The 16989-nt window shown below is 42.7% G+C and carries 13 protein-coding genes; 6 read left to right on the forward strand and 7 right to left on the reverse strand.

Features of this window, described 5'->3' with window-relative positions; genetic code table 11:
• Positions 1-209: 209 nt before the first annotated feature.
• Both B9T36_RS06115 and B9T36_RS06120 read left to right on the forward strand, forming a co-directional pair.
• Positions 210-1136 (forward strand): diguanylate cyclase domain-containing protein, encoded by a 927-nt coding sequence (locus tag B9T36_RS06115; protein ID WP_086208630.1) that lies wholly within the window; start codon positions 210-212, stop codon positions 1134-1136.
• Complete coding sequence (locus tag B9T36_RS06120) at positions 1133-2134, forward strand: helix-turn-helix transcriptional regulator (RefSeq protein ID WP_005234808.1); 1002 nt, start codon at positions 1133-1135, stop codon at positions 2132-2134. The genes B9T36_RS06115 and B9T36_RS06120 overlap by 4 nt, the downstream gene beginning before the upstream one ends.
• A gap of 73 nt (positions 2135-2207) precedes the next feature.
• Here B9T36_RS06120 and B9T36_RS06125 read toward each other — a convergent pair whose 3' ends face one another.
• The 5 genes from B9T36_RS06125 to B9T36_RS06145 form a co-directional block, all read right to left on the reverse strand.
• Complete coding sequence (locus B9T36_RS06125) at positions 2208-2897, reverse strand: hypothetical protein (protein ID WP_228146973.1); 690 nt, start codon at positions 2895-2897, stop codon at positions 2208-2210.
• Positions 2898-2932: 35 nt separating this feature from the next.
• Positions 2933-4444, reverse strand: a complete 1512-nt coding sequence (locus B9T36_RS06130; protein WP_086208632.1) for an alkaline phosphatase — start codon at positions 4442-4444, stop codon at positions 2933-2935.
• A 14-nt stretch (positions 4445-4458) separates the two neighbouring features.
• A complete protein-coding gene (locus B9T36_RS06135; RefSeq protein ID WP_086208633.1) occupies positions 4459-6075 on the reverse strand; it encodes an alkaline phosphatase in 1617 nt (538 codons plus the stop codon).
• Positions 6076-6292: 217 nt separating this feature from the next.
• Positions 6293-7078, reverse strand: coding sequence for a 3-hydroxybutyrate dehydrogenase (locus B9T36_RS06140; protein ID WP_086208634.1), 786 nt, complete (start codon positions 7076-7078; stop codon positions 6293-6295).
• A 37-nt stretch (positions 7079-7115) separates the two neighbouring features.
• Positions 7116-8540 carry a GntP family permease gene (locus B9T36_RS06145; RefSeq protein ID WP_086208635.1) on the reverse strand — a complete coding sequence of 475 codons (1425 nt, stop codon included), beginning with the start codon at positions 8538-8540 and terminating at the stop codon, positions 7116-7118.
• Positions 8541-9118: 578 nt separating this feature from the next.
• Between B9T36_RS06145 and B9T36_RS06150 the strand changes: the two genes are divergently transcribed.
• The 4 genes from B9T36_RS06150 to B9T36_RS06165 all read left to right on the forward strand — a co-directional run bounded on the left by B9T36_RS06150 (position 9119) and on the right by B9T36_RS06165 (position 12231).
• Positions 9119-10000 (forward strand): LysR family transcriptional regulator, encoded by an 882-nt coding sequence (locus B9T36_RS06150; protein ID WP_086208636.1) that lies wholly within the window; start codon positions 9119-9121, stop codon positions 9998-10000.
• A gap of 236 nt (positions 10001-10236) precedes the next feature.
• Positions 10237-10941 carry a CoA transferase subunit A gene (locus B9T36_RS06155; RefSeq protein ID WP_086208637.1) on the forward strand — a complete coding sequence of 235 codons (705 nt, stop codon included), beginning with the start codon at positions 10237-10239 and terminating at the stop codon, positions 10939-10941.
• Between the two features lie 2 nt (positions 10942-10943).
• Positions 10944-11591 (forward strand): CoA transferase subunit B, encoded by a 648-nt coding sequence (locus B9T36_RS06160; protein ID WP_086208638.1) that lies wholly within the window; start codon positions 10944-10946, stop codon positions 11589-11591.
• Between the two features lie 253 nt (positions 11592-11844).
• The gene (locus B9T36_RS06165; protein ID WP_004981378.1) at positions 11845-12231 is read left to right on the forward strand and encodes a carboxymuconolactone decarboxylase family protein; all 387 of its coding nucleotides are present in this window, start codon (positions 11845-11847) and stop codon (positions 12229-12231) included.
• Positions 12232-12331: 100 nt separating this feature from the next.
• On the opposite strand, the gene B9T36_RS06170 is transcribed toward B9T36_RS06165, so the two are convergent.
• Both B9T36_RS06170 and B9T36_RS06175 read right to left on the reverse strand, forming a co-directional pair.
• Positions 12332-14431: a TonB-dependent receptor gene (locus B9T36_RS06170; RefSeq protein ID WP_086208639.1), complete on the reverse strand. Its 2100-nt coding sequence runs from the start codon at positions 14429-14431 to the stop codon at positions 12332-12334.
• Between the two features lie 94 nt (positions 14432-14525).
• Entirely contained in the window at positions 14526-16949 is a 2424-nt protein-coding gene (locus B9T36_RS06175; protein ID WP_086208640.1) for a glucose/quinate/shikimate family membrane-bound PQQ-dependent dehydrogenase, read from the reverse strand.
• Between the last annotated feature and the right edge of the window lie 40 nt (positions 16950-16989).

The following is a 16989-nucleotide window of genomic DNA, read 5'->3' on the forward strand; positions in this document are numbered from 1 at the left end:
TTTCAGCAAAAAGTGAGCTAATTTGATCTGTATAGAGAAAATACTGAGCATACAGAATGATGCATATTCACCACAAAGATAGGGTTTTTCAGCATTTTTATTCTCAAAAAGCAAAAATACACTGATCTATTTTGACTCTAGCCTTTGCCATCAAACTGTCATCTAAATCTGTTTAGCTTGGGCGAAAATAAATCATTTCAAAAAATGCTATGCCTAAATACTTTGCTTACTACCGCTGGCCTTTGTTATGTGTAGCGACTGCCTGTAGCTTATCCCTGTGGTTGTTTATCTTACTTGGACAGAGCAAGTCGTTTGCTGAATGGAACTGGGTCGATATTTTAGGTGAAGGGGGAGCAACTGTTTTTATTGGTATTTGGATTTTCTTTATTATTAAAAGCCGTCCTTTGGGCCGTGTAACCAACTATATCTTTTATGGACTGTGTTTTATTTTTTTCCATATGTGGATGGACAGCTTAGATGAGTTTATTCGCCTACCTAAAGAAATCATGTGGGATGCATGGCTTGAGTCCATTCCTTTTCCAATTGGACTGTGCCTATTTACCATCGGGATTTATTTTTGGCATCAAGAAGAACTGGCGATTTCTAAACACATGCAAAAACGAGAACGTATTTATCGGGATCATCGTTTATTCGATGCACTCACCCCTTTGGCCGATGCGCATTACTTTAAAACACAGCTCAAAGCTGCAATTGAGCAAAACTTGCATGAACCCAGCGACATGTCCGTCATATTGTTAGATATGCATAATTTTAATCAGATTAATCAAACACATGGTTTTGATGAAGGCACATCTATTTTACAGCATGTTTCACAATTGATTAGCTTAAACTTACGACCACAAGACCTGCTCTGCCGCTTCGCAGGAGATCGTTTTATTATGCTGTTACCAGAGACGAAGCTACAACAGGCTGAAAAAATAGCAGCTCAACTTGAGCGCATGCTTATGGTCAGTGCTTATTATCAACGTGATCTGTCCGCACACATTCCTTTAAAAGCACTCACGACCTGCTGTTCAGTCGGGCAATACCAAACTGCTCAGCAACTTTTGAGTGCCTTAAATCAGCAATTGCTCCAAGTGAAGCAATACTACTCACCAAAGCGAGTCACGGTATGAGCTTTGAATGCGACTACAGCTACATTCCTGCGCATCATCAATTGTCTATTTTAATTGATTTAGCAGTCAGCCATGAGGTCGAACATCACGTCCTACTCAGTGGTAGCGGTATTTTCTTGGAAGATATCTTTTCAGGGCAAAAGCTGATTAGCCAGCAACAGTTACAACAGGTTCTAACAAATGCTGAGCAGTGTTTTCGCAATCAGGACATCAGTTTTTTATTCGGTCAACGCAGCCTAACCACCCCCTTTAATGACGCCATTAAATCCATGCTGTATGCATCGACCTTCGATGAAGCGCTTAGCCGTTATTTAACATTTTCCGCGTCTGTTTCACCGTGGTTATGCCCTCGACTCATGTACAGCCAAAGCCATATTCATATTTATTGGTTAGATGAAAACAAGCTTGAAAATCGCTTTTTAATCGAAAGTGCAATGAGTGCAATACAAGCATTTAGCCGTCAACTGTATCAAACCAAGTTAGCGTGGAAATTCGAATTTAATTTTTCTGAACCGGATTATATTGAACAATATTGGACGCATTTAGGCAGTGCTTTAGAATTTAATCGCCCGATCAACATGATGAGCCTGCCTCGTGACTTGGTCCATGAAAAACTTCCCAATGCCTCTTCGACCTTAGCTGCGATCAGTTATCAACATGCGCTGAAAGAAATGACAGCTCAAAATATTCAACAGAGTTTTTTGCTCAGTTTGCATCAATACTTCATGCAAAATATTCAAAATAATATTCAACTCGAACAAACTGCTGATTATTTTCAAATGAGTTCTGCCACCTTAAAACGTAAACTGAAAAAGCATCAGACCCATTTTCAGGCGCAACTCGATCAAAGTCGTTTGCATACCGCCATCATTTTATATCGTGTACATGGTTTTAAAACTGAACAGATTTCTCAGTATTTACAAATTAACGATGCCACTAATTTTCGACGTGCATTTAAACGTTGGAGTGGTTTAACAGTACAAGCGGCACAGTCCTAACCACTTATTTTCCCCAAAAAAATCACGGATATTGCTATTGTAACGTCGGAATTAAAAGTCAAAAACCCATCGGCTAATCACTAAAGTCCGCATAGTCACGTTCGCTGTATTTTTCTGTTTGCGTCCAAGGTGTAGCAACATGTTGGCCAATTTTGCGCACGGTAAAGGTTTTGGCAGAGCCAGAGGTCGGTTTGAGCAATTCATATTTTTGAACCAGTTGATCCTGTTCATTCCATATAATATTCAACGTTTGCCCAGCACTGCGTATTTGATAATGCGCTAACTTCGGATCACGTTGAATCAATTGTGCTCGCTTTAAAATGTCAGGATGAATCAAACTATATTCACAGCGCCAACAGTTTTTCATCCCTAGCATTTCTTGATCGACATCCTGCAATTGCACCCGCATTTTTTCATCTGGCAAAATATAAAAACGCTGAAACGGACTTTCTACGTTTGCTTGCCCGACTACATCTTTGCGCTGCATCCACTGAATTGCACTGTCAAAACTCGCATGCTCATGGGTGTCTGTTTTGGCAGACACATGAGCGTTGCTATGTGTCTGGGCTTCGTCAGCATGCGTTTGAGTGTTTAAACGTTCAATCCAAATATTTTGCGCATCTCGAATCATTTTCTCACTGTATTTTTGAATGGTCGTGACCCCATTGGCATCCAACCGTTCAATCTGATAATCAATACGATATTCATCGGCCGACCATACCCATGGACTGAGCAAACTGAAAGACAATGCTAAGAACTTCATTTTGAATTTGAACGGCCGTATTAATCTTATATCCATTAGAATCCAAATGCCTTTTTCAATTGCTCAAATACCCATGTATTTTCTTGTGTGCCTTTGAAAAGATTTGAATTCTTTCCTTCAGCAAACAGCATCACATCTCCGCCGCCATGTGTTTCGCTTTTCGCCAGTTGTACCCCGACTTCTTGTTTATAGTCGTCGGCAAAGGCTTGCTCGTTGCTAATACTGTCACGAATATCTAAACGTTTACCCGTACCATTTCCAAAAACGAGCGTCGTTCCTGTTGCCCCATTTACATCGCGGTATGGATTATGTACTTGGCCATCAGCCAGCACTTTGCTGTAAGCATTTTGCTCTTTTGCAATATTATAGTCATAGCTCAGCCCCAAAATACCTGGATTAGTCTCCGTCGTTTGGCCCGTTCGTGCGGCATAACCATTAAAGGTCATCACATGGTCATGGTCTGCCGTCACTACTATCAAGGTATTGCTCAAATCCACTTTATCCAGTGCAGTTTGAATTGCATCATTAAATGCCTTGGTTTCCTGCAATGCCCGTTTGGCATTATTGGCATGTAGCGCATGGTCAATACGCCCACCCTCAACCATCAAGAAATAGCCTTGTCCATGACTCTGTGCTTGCAGTGCATCAATCGCTTTACTGGTCATCGCCGCCAGACTCGGTTCAGTCTTTATATTCTTCTTGAGTCGATCCAAATCAAAATTTAAATGCGACTGTGTGGAGAATACGCCGAAAATTTTCTGAGTATTGACCGTCTGTGCCAAATCACTTTGGCTTAAAACGGTTTGATAACCCTGCTGTTTAAACTCTGCCAATAAATCACGACCATCCAAGCGCCCTTTGGGGTTGGAGACTGCATCATAAGGCGTCCAGTGATTTAAGCCGCCTCCCATAAGGACATTAATGCCATCCAATAAGTTTGGATTATAAGCTTTACCTTTTGGAACAGCTTGAAGCGCAATATCGTATTGCGCATCACGATGACAGATATGTGCATAGGTTGCCGCAGGTGTGGCATGGGTGAGTTCAGTCGTCGTCACTACACCAACCGCTTTTCCCTGCTTTTTTGCCAGTTCTAAAATACTTAACGCAGGCATCCCTGCGACCATACTACGGCCCTGTTCTGGACAACGGTTGATGGCTTTCGCTAAGCTTTTGCCATTCGGCAATTTTCCATCTTCAGGTTCGACCGCAACCGTTCCTGTTGTCATCGCAATCACTTCATTTTTATTTTTCTGCCCAGTCATATAGGCGCCCATAGAGGGAGCGCTATCTGTGGTTTGACCATCCTCAGAATAGGTTTTAATCCGTGCTGCGTGCTTCATGCTGTCCATGGCCAGTTTGCCATTTTCCCCCACAGCATAAATACGACTTGCCGTCACTGTGGTTGGTCCCATGCCATCGCCTAAAAAGAATATAACGCTTTTCGTCGGTGTAACTGTGGTGTCAGCAGCATACAAAGCACTTGAAGAAATCGACGCTGTAAGCAGAAGCATCATGTATGGGATGGTTTTTAAAGTATGTTTCATGTGATATCCCTCTGCTATAAGCCTGTGATCTTACGAATGAGGTGATTGACCTCAATATTTTCAAGGCTACCTGAGAACTGATCGGCTCCCTGACCAATTGCACCTAAAAACACATCTGCACCGCCATGCGTTTCTTTATCTTTATAGCCCGTTTGAATCACAGCTTCTTGTTGGAAATCATCCGCAGCAGTGCCCGTACACCAACCCGTTTCAGCCAAAGGATAGGTGAAACTATATTTTTCACCTTGCGGTGCCTTTGGCCCTTGTACTGGATGACAGACATCAGTGTCTTTTAAGTTCAGTACCAAGTCATCCATACGGTTTTGAGTGGGGCGTTTTTTGCCCGTACCAAAACCGATAATCGGATAAGGTTGACCATGAATATCTTGAGCAAAGCCCGCTTGGTCATAATTTTTTACCAATCCAAGCACGCTGGTTTCCTTACCTTCGACGTATTTTCCTGTACGCTTGGCATAACCATTTAAAACCAAGGTGTGATCATGGTCGGCCGTGATTACAATCAGTGTATTTTTAAGTTCAGGATCACTTTGTTTAAGCTTTTGAATGGTTGCTTCTAAAGCATCATTTAAGGCAATCGTGTCTTGTAAAGCACGTTTGGCATTGGTGTCATGCAGCGCATGATCTATACGCCCGCCCTCCACCATCAGGAAAAAACCTTTTTTATTTTGCGTCAGGATGTCTAAAGCAGACAGCGTCATTTGCTTGAGACTTGGCTCTGCCAAGTTTTTCTTGGTGCGATCCAAGTCGTAATTTAAATGGCTGTGATTAAATAAACCCAATAATTTTTCATTTTTCGCCAGTTGCACTTGGGAGAGTTGGTTTTCATCAAAAACCACGCGGTAGCCTGCCTTTTGCATCTCGGTAATTAGATTGCGCCCATCAGTACGTTCTCCACCTGCATCTTTAGGCAAAAATTGACGCTTACCTCCACCCAAAATTACATCGACTCCATCTTTGAGTTTGAGGTTATAGCGTTGATAATCATCGCCTTTTGAACTCGGCACCAACTGTGATGCAATGTCATTTTCAGCATCACGGTGGCATATATGCGCATAAGTCGATGCAGGCGTGGCATGCGTGATCCGCGTCGTGGTCACAACCCCTGTCCCCCAACCCTTTGCTTTGGCTAATTCGAGTAAAGTCTGTGTGTTTTGCTTATTTTTGTTTTGTGGGTTAGTCGCGCACTGGTTATTTCCTACTGAGTCAGGTTCAACCGCAATTGTCCCTGTCTGCATCGAGATCACCTCGTTTTTCATCTTCACACCGGTCATGTATGCGCCCATCGAAGGTGCGCTGTCCGTGACTTGTGCATCTTCAGAAAAGGTACGAACAAAAGCAGACTCAGGCAGCCGATCAATCGCCAACTGACCATCTTCACCAACAGCATAAATACGTGAAGCGGTAAGCGTGGTAATGCCCATACCATCACCCAAGAAAAAGACCACACGTTTCGGTTGTTGGACTTTTTCTTGTTGGAGCTGTTGCGCTGTATTGGCCTGTTGATTTCGCGTTATCGTCGTACTTTGACAAGCGGTAAGCAATAAAGCGCTGAAACTTATACATGCCACGCTGATTGTTTTTAATTGGAATTTTTCAAGAGAACCGAGCATGGCATCAACCCATCTAAAGATGGCTGAACCATACACCGCAGATATTTAATTAAGATTACAACAGCACACAAACTTTAAATTTTCTTGGTACTTAGATATTTTTATCACGTTTCACAATGATTTTTAGTTGGGTACTTTTACAAAATCGGGCACTATAAAAAAGCCTCGGATACGAACATCCGAGGCTTTTTAATTTTTAAACCTATGCTGAGGCAAGTTATTGCGCGGTATAACCGCCATCCATCACCACGGCTTGACCCGTTACACCACCCGCCTTATCACTGGCAAGGAAGATCGCATAATCCGCAATTTCCTCTACACTGAGTAAGCGTTTTTGTGGCACCATCGCCAAAATTACGTCTTCTAATGCACTTTGTTCGCTGACATTTCGAGTTTTAGCTAAGTCATGAATTTGACCACGTACCAACGGTGTATCGACATAGCCCGGACACAGCGCATTCACCGTAATACCATCACGCGCACACTCTAAAGCCGCAACTTTGGTCAAACCAATCACACCATGCTTAGCACTGTTATAGCCAGCCTTGCCAGCAAAGCCAATCAGACCATTAATCGAAGCCATATTAATCACACGACCAAACTGCTGCGCTTTCATGATAGGAAATGCGTACTTGATACCAATGAACGACCCCACCAACATGACATTAATCAACTTTTGATAGACTGCGGTTGGAAAGTCCTCAATCACTGCAACATGCTGAAAACCTGCATTATTGATGAGAATATCCAAACGACCATAGGTTTGCTGAGTCAGTTCAATCGCAGCTTTATACGCGTCTTCATCAGTCACATCGCAAGGCGCAGACAAAGCCTCAAAACCTTCATTTTGAAGAGCTGTAACCGTTTCAGCACACTTGTCTGCATTCATATCAGAAATGACAACTTTGGCACCTTCACTGGCAAATTTCTTTGCAATTTCATGTCCAATACCGCTGGCTGAACCAGTAATAAATGCAACTTTATCTTTTAACAGTTGACTCATCATGTACTCCGTTGTCTTCTTTTTTCATTCCAAAGTCTTAAACAATACCAAACCAAGTAAAGGCAGCAATGGCAACAAATACCGCGATGGTTTTAATAATGGTGATAGCAAAAATATCTTTATACGATTGTTTATGGGTTAAACCTGTGACTGCAAGTAAGGTAATCACAGCACCGTTATGCGGTAAGGTATCCATACCGCCTGATGCCATCGCAACAATACGGTGCATAACTTCGGGTGGAATTCCCATGGCTAGAATCGCAGCATTGTACTGATCGGCCATCGCACTTAGGGCGATACTCATCCCACCAGAAGCTGAACCTGTCACGCCTGCTAAAACTGTCGTGGTGACTGCACCATTGACCAGCGGATTGGTAAAGGTATTACCCAATGCATGACTAATGATCGCAAAGCCTGGTAAGGCCGCAATGATCGCACCAAAACCATATTCAGATGCAGTATTCATCACTGCAAGTAAAGACCCGCCAATACTGGCATTAACGCCATCTTTGAAGCCCGTATAGACACGGCGGAAGTCAAATGAAATGGCTGTGATAATGCCCACAATCAAAGCCAAGCCCACGGCCCAAATGGCAGAAGTTTTCGCAACATCGACCGTGTAGGCTGCAAGTCCAATCGCATTAAAGTCGAAACCGTTTGGATACCATTCTTTAATCGCGGTTGATAAATACTTATTGGTCACGGCAACTAAAATAAGCGGTACAAAAGCTAACCATTGACGCACGGTAGAACCATTTGATGTGGTATCTAAGTTTTGCTTCAGTTGTTGTTGCTCGGCTTCTGTCAGCTCAATACCTGTGGCATAGCCATCCCCATTTCGAGCGGCTACACGGCGACGCCATTCTAAATAGCTCAAACCTGTAGCAAGAACAAATACACCACCAATCAAACCAAGAAACGGTGCCGCATAAATGTCCGTACCAAAGAATGTGGTTGGAATAACGTTTTGAATTTGTGGGGTTCCTGGCAAGGCATCCATGGTAAAGGTAAATGCACCAAGGGCAATGGTTCCTGGAATCAAACGCTTTGGAATATTGGCTTGTCTAAAGAGTTGATTTGCAAATGGATAAACGGCAAATACCACCACAAAGAGACTGACACCGCTATAGGTTAAAATTGCACCCAACAGCACAACAGTTAACATCGCATTTTTAGAGCCAATCAGATTGACAATGGTTTTGGCAATAGATTCGGCAATTCCTGACATTTCAACCACTTTACCGAAGATGGCACCGAGTAAAAACACCAAGAAATAATCTTTAATGAACCCAACCATTTTGGGCATAAACACGCCTGAATAAAAAGGCAAAACGTTAGCAGGGTTAATCAGTAAAACCGCCAACAAGGCACAAATCGGTGCCATAAGAATTACAGAAAAACCTCTGTAGGCTGTATACATCAGTAGCCCAAGAGACAATAAAATTACACCCAAATCCCACATATTTTTTACTCCATCCTTAAAGAAAATATGTCTTGATGTGCTGTGATATTAATGGCGAATGATGTCAAATGTAGTTGAGTCACAGTACAATCAACCTGTACTGAAAGTACCCTATACGTATCCATAGACCGTCTATTTTCCATCATGACGAGATGTCTATGTGCACTCTGATCTGTGTACTATATTTATTCATCAGAGCATTAATATTTCAGCTTATGGGTCAGACTATAATGCATATAAACCCGCACATTGTTTGAAAATAATCATTGAGTAAGAAGAAAAATTGATTAATATCCATGCCCTAGTAAGACTGATCAAACTAATTGTATCAAGTTAAAGGTAAAATTTCGAAATCACACAAAATAATCAATTTTTATATTTTTCATTTAGTTAAAACATATTTTTACAGACTATCACGCTGTTCGGCTTATACTGCTTTGACCCATCGAATCAAAACCACATTTACTTTCATCACTTGATCTATTTTGACCTCTTGTTGTATTTTTCATGTAAACCATTGGAGAAAAGCACGTTCACTTTCATTCGACATCGTGTTGCATCATTGCTCAGGGAAGCTCATGACACTCAAACAATTAAAAGCCTTTTTAGTCCTTGCACGTACGCTTAATTATGCCAATGCAGCCAATGAACTGTGTCTGAGCCAATCCGCTCTCAGCTTAAGTATTAAAACGCTAGAAGAGGAACTCGGTGGAAAACTGTTTAAACGCAATACACGTCGGGTAGCAATCACCACCGAAGGTCAGTCCCTGATTCCCTATGCCAAAAAGCTTCTGGCTAACTGGGAAGATATGGAAAAAGATGTCAAACAGCGCTTTAAACTCAACCGTGGCACTTTAAATATTGCCTCAATGCCCTTTGCCACCCATGCGGTACTCCCCGCAGTCATGCATGATTTTTCACAATTACACCCCAACATCAGTTTTTCCATCCATGACATTACCAATGAAAAAATTATTGAAAAAGTTCAAGAAGGCATTTTTGAGATTGGCATTTGTTTTGAACCTAAACCGAATGATCAACTGATTTTCCAGCCCTTATTTAATGAAGACTTTTTGGCTCTGTTACCCAAACACCATGCCTTAGCCAAACAAAAAAGCGTGACATGGCTGGAACTCTGCTCTTACCCTTTTGTGACCTTACAAAACCCCTCGATTATTCGACATGTAATTGAGGAACAGTGTGCTGCGCATCAAGTGGTGTTGGATTTGAAAGTCGAATGCCACCAAATCAGTTCCCTATCTCACTTTGTTGCCTATGGCATGGGCGTCAGTGCGATTCCACGGCATTTTCAGAAATTCATTGATCTTGAAAAAAATGTGTTGATTGAAATTGACGACAACCAAACTCAACTGGCGGTGGGCATTATTTATAAAAAAGATTATGAACTGTCCAACATTTCAGCCCAATTTATTGAAACCACACTTTGGCATCATTTTTAAAGCCTCACTTTTATCCTTAAAGATGAATCTCTGTTCCTATTCCTTATGAATCAAATGCTTATAATTATTTAAATATTTAAGGCATTTTGTATTCTTCGCACCTAATTCTCTCTTTTTCCTTCTTTAATATTAATGATTAATGAGTTTTTTTTATTACACATTAGAAAGATTCAATTTCTAAAAAAAGCAGTGCAATGCTAAAAAAATAACAAGCAAGGAAGATCAGGAAATAAAGGATGAATAAAGTTGTCGCAAATGCAGCCGAAGCATTGGCCGATGTGGTTGCCAATAATCAAACTATTGCTGTTGGTGGTTTTGGCCTCTGTGGTATTCCAGAAGCATTAATTGATGCCTTAAAAGAAACAGGTGTCACAGGTTTAACCTGCATTTCAAATAATGCAGGTGTAGATGGCTTTGGTTTAGGCAAACTATTAGAAACCAAACAAATTAAAAAAATGATTGCGTCTTATGTCGGTGAAAACAAAGAGTTTGAGCGCCAATATCTGAATGGTGAACTTGAAGTCGAGCTCACACCACAAGGCACACTCGCAGAAAAACTACGTTCAGGCGGTGCAGGTATTCCTGCATTTTTCACCCAGACAGGTGTAGGCACTCTCATTGCCGAAGGCAAAGAAGTTCGTGACTTTGATGGTCGTCCACATATTTTAGAAATGTCTCTCACTGCGGACATTGCTTTAGTCAAAGCCTACAAAGCCGATAAAGCGGGTAACTTAGTGTTCCGTAAAACCGCGCGTAACTTTAACCCTGACTGTGCTATGGCAGGCAAATTCACCATTGCTGAAGTCGAACAAGTGGTTGAAATTGGTGAAATTGATCCAGATGACATCCATTTACCGGGGATCTACATCAACCGTGTGGTACTGAATGCCACCCCCAAAAAGCAGATCGAACAACTGACCATTAAAGCAGAGGAAGCTTAATCATGGCTTGGACACGTAATGAAATGGCACAGCGTGCTGCCCTTGAACTCGAAGATGGTTTTTATGTCAACTTAGGTATTGGCTTACCGACCTTAGTGGCCAATTATCTACCCGAAGGGATCAATGTTTGGTTGCAGTCAGAAAATGGCTTGCTCGGTATTGATGAATTTCCAACCCGTGATGCAGTCGATGCAGACTTGATTAATGCAGGAAAACAAACTGTCACCGCACGCAAAGGGGCTGCATTTTTCTCAAGCTCAGAATCCTTTGCCATGATTCGTGGTGGTCATGTCAATATTGCTATTTTAGGTGCAATGGAAGTCTCTGAAACGGGCGACTTGGCAAACTGGATGATTCCGGGTAAAAAAGTCAAAGGCATGGGCGGTGCAATGGACTTGGTCTCTGGTGTACAAAAAGTTGTGGTGCTCATGGAACACTGCGCCAAAGATGGCACGCCAAAAATTGTGCCTCAATGTACCCTACCACTCACGGGTAAAGCTGTCGTTAGCCGTATCATTACTGACTTAGGTGTGATGGATATCACTGCTGAAGGGGTGAAACTGGTTGAACTGGCACGCGATGTGAGCCTAGAACAAATCCAAAAGGCGACTGGTTTAACACTGATCATTAATGACTTTAAAGCCGCTTAAGTACAAAAACGACATCATTCAAAGCAGCTTCGGCTGCTTTGTTATTGGGATCAATCAAAAAAATCAGTTAGCAAAAGGCTTCTTTATAGCCTTTAAATCCAACATAAAACCATCATTACCTTGACCAAGTCTATCTCTCGATATTCTCGAATTTACCGAATGATGACTCCTGCGCACATTTTTTAACTCAAATACCTGATGAAAAACTAATCCGCTCGGCTACTATATTTGCATTCCACATCCAGAGGTTCCCATGTCACAACAAGATTATGAAAATGGTTTAAAAGTTCGCACAGAAGTCATGGGCGAATCTTTTGTTAAACGTGCTCAAGACAATACTGTACCTTTCACCCAACCTTTGCAGGACTGGATTAATGAACATGCTTGGGGCTCAACATGGCAACGTGAAGGTGTTTTACCACGTAAATATCGCTCGTTAATTACCATTGCATTTTTGACGGCACAAAAGAGTCCAACAGAACTCAAAGGCCATGTTCGTGGTGCGCTAAATAACGGTGCAACGGTTGAAGAAATTCAAGAAGTCCTTCTGCACAGTTTGCCTTATTGCGGCGCACCTGCAACTCAAGAGGCGTTCCGCGCTGCACTGGAAGTGATTCAGGAATATCAAAGCAATTCATAAATAGACTAAGTGCCCATACAAAAGCGTTATATTGCAGTCGTATGGCGCAATTCATCTGGTTTGGCTATGCCGTATTTTTTGCCTAGCCAAACCATTTTCATTAAAAGGCTTTAGTCACACTCATGCCAACGCTAAAGTTTCGACCATCGGCCGGTTCAAAGAAACGACTATTGCTGTCATTCACAATCACTGAACCAACATAGTTACGGTCAAACAGGTTATCGACTCGAGCATAGCTGTTTACTTTCCAGTCACGGTTTACCCATAAGTAGCCGACATTTGCAGCCACAACGGTATAACTTGGTGCCGTATCTGAGTTGAGATCATCGACATAAATTTTATCCATATAACGTGCTTCTAAGCCTGCTTGAAAGCCTTGCTCAGGTTGCCATGCAATACGGGTAAACACTTGGTTTTTGGCAATTCCGGGAATATATGTCCCTTTTTCAATCAAAGGTTTGGTGCTAGTTGCTGCAATATCGGCATCAAAAGTGGCATCTAAATAACTATAGCTTGCACTAAGTTTTAAATCCTGCCAAAGCTGATGTTGCCAAGCCAGCTCAGCGCCTTGTCGTAAGGTTTGTTCTGCATTACGAAATGTATTGCGTCCCGCATTGGCATCATCAGGCACAATGTCATTTTTAGTGACAGTATTGAAAACAGCCAATGTAAACAGACCAAATGCATTTTGAGACTTTAACCCAAGCTCATAGGTATCACTACTTGCAGGTTTTAAATCGAAATTAATTCCCGATGTGGCCAATGTAGGATAAGCCATTTCGGTAAAGCTTGGGGTTTCAAAGCCTTTGCCATAACTGGCATAAGCATAGAGTTCAGGTAAAATTTCCCAGCCTAAAGCCACAGATGGCAATAGTTTTTGATAATCCGTTGAACCACTGTCATCACCATTGCCAGCTACAATGTAATGGTCTTCCGACTCATAATGTACATTGCTATAGCGTAAGCCTGTATCAAGATGCCATGTGGGTAAGAACTGCCATGAGGCCTGCACATACGGATCTAAATTCCATAAGGTATTATTTTCATTACGGCGTAAATCACCTTTCACGCCAAATTTCCCTTGATTATTATAATTGTTATAGCCTTTACGGTCTTCCGTCATTCGGTCTAAAGCCACACCGGCAACCAAAGTTGTATTCGGTAAAAGTGCTTTCCCAGTCCAACGGAAATCTGCGCCATAATAATCTCGGTCAAAATCAATCACACCACCTGCATGGCGAGCATTGGCTTGTGGCCCCTTTGGAATCGACTGATATTGTACGACTTGTCGGTTGCCCAAATAGAACATGCTATATAGCTCTTGCTGGTCATTTAATGGCTTCGTCCAGGTCAGTCCTGTTTGGGTTTGTTCAATTTCTTTACGGACATTATAAGTATTTGTACGGTCATTCACTTGTTTCGGATTGGTTTTCCACTGCTCACGACTGAGGCCTTGTGGGTCGTCAGCATCAATATCGACACGATTCATCACCCAGTTGATTTTACTGCCATCCTCTAAGTTCCATGTCAGTTTGGCATTATTCAGTACTTTTTGTGCTGCACTATGGTCTCGAAAACCATCGGTATCAAAATAAGAAGAACTAATCACATAAGCGGGCTGATTGGCCTGTTCGGAACCCCCTTGTAATTGGATATTGGCTTGTTGCTTATGGTGGCTGCCTGCATTGAGTCCCACTTGAATTGAGTCTTTCCCTTGTCCTTCTTTGCTCTCAGCTAAGATGGTTCCCCCTGATGAGTTGCCATATAAAGATGAAAATGGCCCTGTCAGTACTTCGATGTGATCTAAACTATTGAGGTCAATATTAGAACTTTGCCCTTGGCCATCAGGCATGGTCGCAGGAATACCATCGACATACATTCGAATGCCACGCACGCCAAAAGTCGAACGAGCGCCAAAGCCACGCATCGAAATCTGTAAGTCTTGCGCATAGTTTTCACGGTTATTGATTTGTAAGCCTGCAACCCCTTGTAAAACTTCGGATAGATTCACATTGGTATTGTTTTGTACTGTAACCGCTTGGACTTTTTGAATAGATGCAGAAGTCGATAACAACTCGCTATCGGTATGTACCGCTTGGACAGTGATAATAGGAAGTTGATATTCTGTCGTTTCTGCATAGGCATGCATCGTTTGTAAAATAACTGCAGTCAATAAGGCTTGTTTAAAAGGCGCAGGCATCAAATAAGTTAATCGCACAATATTTCCTTGCTTGTTATTACCATAAAAACGGGAAGCCTATCATCTCGACAGGCTTCCCATACAATAAAACGTTTTAATCGGCTAAGCTATACGCAACCACATAATCGCCATGATCAGGCGACTGACGTGCTCCACCTGCGGAAATGACCACATATTGCTTGCCTGTTTTTGGAGAAATGTAGCTCATCGGGGTACCTTGGCTACCCACGGGTAAACGCGCTTTCCATAACTCTTCACCATTCGATGAATTGAAAGCACGTAAGTAGAAGTCTTGTGTTGCAGCAAAGAACACTAAACCACCTTGCGTCGCCATTGGGCCACCAATCGTTGGCATACCAATCGGCGCTTTTAAGCCCATTTTAATGCCCATTGGACCAGTATCTTCAACCGTACCCAAAGGCACCTGCCAAGCCACTTGACGGGTTTTCATATCAATCGCCGTCATGGTTCCGAAAGGTGGTTTTTGGCATGGAATGCCCAGTACTGACATAAAGCGGTTTTTATTCACTTTATACGGTGTACCTTTCATTGGCACTGCGCCCATACCAGTGTTGACCTTCTCTCCGCCACTGGCTTCAAGTTTTAAGTCTTCAGGCGTTTGTTTAATCAGCTGAATCCACAGACCTAGGCGCATGTCGTTGACAAACATATAACGGTGCGTTGGGTCAAATGCGATACTGCCCCAGTTCATCCCACCCAGCGAACCCGGAAAACTTAAAGATACATCTGAACCTGGTGCTGTAAAGAGACCGTCATAGCGCATTGATTTAAAGTTAATACGACACATCAACTGGTCAAATGGCGTTGCGCCCCACATGTCCGATTCAGTCAAAGTTTGATTGCCAATCTGTGGCATTTCAACTGAACGCGGCTGAGTTGCACTATATTGCTCATCAGGGATATCTGCAGCTTTTACAGGTTGCTCAACCACTTTGGTTAAAGGCTTGCCTGTCACACGGTCAAGTACAAAGAACTGACCTGACTTGGTGCCAATGACAACAGCAGGTTTGGTTTGCCCATTTTGCATTGGAAAGTCGACCAAGCTTGGCTGCATGGGTAAATCAAAGTCCCAAAGGTCATTGTGAACAGTTTGATAAACCCACTTCTCTTGGCCTGTGGTTGCATCTAAAGCCAAAACGGAAGAATTGTACTTATGATCTACAGGTTGACGGTTTCCGCCCCAAACATCGACCGATGAACTCCCCATCGGTAAGAACACCGTGTTCATTTGCGGGTCGTAGGACATTGCCGCCCAAGAGTTAGCCGAACTACGTTTATAGATTTCACCCGGTTTCAGAACATAGTTTGGATTTGGGTTACGTGGATCAAAAGCCCAACGCAGTTGCCCAGTAATCACATCATAAGCACGAATCACACCACCCGGCATATCCGCTGCAAAGTTATCAGCAATACGACTCCCGACAATGATGCTGGTGCCTGCAATAGTTGGCGCCGAGGTCACTTCAAAACGAGGCGCTTGCGTGCCCGCACCTAGACCTTCCAGTAAGTTCACCGTTCCATCGACACCAAAGTCTTTGCAGCGTTCGCCTGTATCGGCATTGACTGCAATTAAACGACCATCAGGTGTATTGGTATAAACACGACGTGGACATGCGGTATTATTTGCCACCGCTGTCACCGCACTTGCACCTGCTAAAGTCGGTTGTACCAAGGCTTGAGTCGAGTCAAAGTAACCCACACCCCGGCAACGCTCCCAAGCATCCGCTTTAGAGTTCACTTCAGCCTTCCAGATTTGTTTACCTGTGTCTGCATCTAAAGCAATAATGTTGTTATGCGGTGTACATAAAAAGACTTTATCACCGACCTGCAAAGGCGTGAGCTGGTCTTCTGCGCCATTACCCGTACCTGTAGTCATATCGCCTGTTTGAAAGCGCCATGCTTCTTTTAACTTAGACACATTATTACGGTTAATCTGATCCAGTGCGGCAAAACGACTTCCACCAGCATCATTACCATAGTGCGACCAATTCACTTGTTGGGTTTGAGCCGTTACAGGCACTAGAGGGAGCTCTTCACCACTGGCTTTTACCGTTGGATGTGGAATAAACATGCCATATAAACCACCCAGCATACCTAACACCGTCAAACCACCTAAGGCATAAGCAGGTGCTGAAGGCGCAATTTGAAATTGGTACTTACGAATAGCAGGTAAAGTAAAACACAGTGCGGCAAATAAACCCGCAGGAAACATTAACCGTGAATGGAGTGCCCAAAAATCCCAACCTGCATCAAACAGTGCCCAGACCACGGTTCCAAGAAAAACCAAGGCAAAGATCCAAACACCCAAAGCTTTTTTTCTAAAAATAAAGATTGCGGAAATGGTGGTTAATACGCCTGCAATCAGGAAGTACCATGAACCCCCTAGACTAATCAGTTTTCCACCACCGATTAAATAAAATAAGCCAGTCAGCAATAAAGCCAAGCCTAATATAAAGCACCATATTTTAAATATGGGTTGAGATTGCGCTTCGGACATACGTTTTACTCCAAATGCTGTGTTTTAAATGACCACTCCT

The sequence above is a fragment of the Acinetobacter sp. ANC 4204 genome (assembly GCF_002135205.1).
Lineage (GTDB): Bacteria > Pseudomonadota > Gammaproteobacteria > Pseudomonadales > Moraxellaceae > Acinetobacter.